Below are 1859 nucleotides of genomic sequence, written 5' to 3'. Positions count from 1 at the left end.
CCAGTCTTGCCGGGTAACCTTGCTCTGGCCGGAGCGCCTCTCCATTCATAGAGTAAGCGATCATGCAGTCATCAAAGACTTTTTCAATGGGCAAAGAACGGTTCATTCCTGCCGAGTCTCCACCTTCCGCCAAAACCCATTTTGCTGAGGGTTTTACGCCAACCTCGCGACAAATATCAGAAAGTTTAACTCCGCTATATTGAACATTGTGAACCATCCCAAATGTATATTGGCAACCATCCAATTGCGCACCACGCCACTCCATTCCACCATTTGCAGCGCACTCAAGAAAATGAAATCTATTGGTTTGCGGAAATAGGGCAGCACATCATCCCAGCCCCAGCCCGGCAGGCCCGATTGGCGCCAGCCGTCGTAATCATTGGCCTGACCGCGCAGATAGAGCATGCCGTTGATCGACGAACAGCCCCCCAGCCCCTTGCCCCGTGGGTAAAGCAGGCTGCGCCCGTTCAGCCCAGGTTCGGCCTGGGTGCGCAGGCACCAATCGGTGCGGGGGTTTCCGATGCAGTAAAGATAACCCATCGGGATATGGATCCAGTGGTAGTTATCTTTTCCGCCCGCCTCGAGCAGCAGCACTTTGTGCCCCGCCTCAGACAGCCGTTTCGCCAGCACGCAGCCCGCACTGCCCGCCCCAATGATGATATAATCATGTTCCATGGCGGCGCCCCCCGTTGCCCTGGTTTTGTGCCACTGTTCAACAAAGCGGCCCAAGGTGCAATGCACCTGGGCCCGGCTACAAAGGCAGGGCTGTGGTTTTGAACACGGTGCGCAAGGCGAACGAGGATTGCATCTGCGCCACCCCCGGCAAGCGGGCCAGGTGTTGGCGGTGGATGCGGGCGAAATCTTCGGTGTTTTCGGCCACCACTTTTAAAATGTAATCAGCCGAGCCTGCCATCAGGTGGCATTCCAGCACATCGGGAATACGCGCCACGGCTTTTTCAAAGGCGTCCAGCACCTCGTCCGCCTGGCCCTGCAGGGTGATTTCCACAAAAACAGTTGTTGGCACGCCCAGCTTGCGCGGATCCAGCAGCGCCACGTAATCGCGGATATAGCCATCGCTTTCCAGCCGCTGCACCCTGCGGTGGCAGGCCGAGGGTGACAGGTTGACCGCCTCGCTCAGATCTGCGTTCGAGATACGGCCGCGTTTTTGCAGCACGCCCAAAATCCTGATATCTGTCGGGTCTAGCGCCATTTTCGTAGCTTCCTTCGATAAACTGCAGCTTATGCGCTGAATAATTTCAAAATATGCGCATTTGGCAGGCGAAATTTCCAGGATTCTTCGGGGTACTCCAGATAATGGTGATGCAGAATGTTCCACACCGACAGGCTTTATCGTTGTAGGGACAATACATTTTTCCCCAAGCATGAGCACCACCGACGGCAACCTCCCAACCATGAGCCTCAGCGTGTTGAATAGCGGCCTCAACTTCTTTGTTCGGATGCTTTGCTCGTGCCATGGCTGTTATGATACCGGCCCAGCGCATTGGTTGTCAACTGACAATTTATTGTCACGGCGAGCAGCCTGAGGGTCATCGTCACGCCTGAGAAGCCAGTTGCTCGACGATGTGGTGCTCCGTACTGGATGTGGCTCATTCGGTGCTCTCTCCTTCGGGGTCAAACGCGGCCCTCACTGCCCCGACAATCTGTAAGTGCAGGTCAAAAAATGCCCCGCCTTCTTCGAATATCTGAGGCAACGCTTTGCGTAACTTGTTGCTCACGACCCAGTCTTCCTGGCGCAACGACCGGATGATGCGGTCTGCATCAGTATTTGGCATTTCGACCACGGCTTTCAGTGCCTGCAGTGCAGCATCGTACTGGCGCAACAACTGTGCCTCATTGGC

Annotated in this window: 4 protein-coding genes; all 4 read right to left on the bottom strand. The window is 55.6% G+C overall.

The annotated features are described in order from the left end of the window. Positions 1–265, bottom strand: a 265-nt coding sequence (locus ACYZYZ_RS09485; protein ID WP_461484098.1) for a molybdopterin-dependent oxidoreductase, incomplete at its 3' end; no start/stop codon positions are given. Then, complete coding sequence (locus tag ACYZYZ_RS09480) at positions 154–675, bottom strand: GMC family oxidoreductase (RefSeq protein WP_461484097.1); 522 nt, start codon at positions 673–675, stop codon at positions 154–156. The genes ACYZYZ_RS09480 and ACYZYZ_RS09485, both read right to left, overlap by 112 nt. 76 nt (positions 676–751) lie before the next feature. Beyond that, positions 752–1210, bottom strand: a complete 459-nt coding sequence (locus tag ACYZYZ_RS09475) for an Lrp/AsnC family transcriptional regulator (protein ID WP_461484096.1) — start codon at positions 1208–1210, stop codon at positions 752–754. 397 nt (positions 1211–1607) lie between these two features. Next, positions 1608–1859 (bottom strand): hypothetical protein (locus ACYZYZ_RS09470; RefSeq protein WP_461484095.1); only part of this gene is annotated, 252 nt, incomplete at its 5' end.

This window comes from Porticoccus sp. (assembly GCA_023261185.1).
Taxonomy (GTDB): domain Bacteria; phylum Pseudomonadota; class Gammaproteobacteria; order Pseudomonadales; family Porticoccaceae; genus Porticoccus; species Porticoccus litoralis.
Note: the sequence above shows the minus strand (reverse complement) of the source record. Positions and strands in the feature narration are given on the sequence as shown.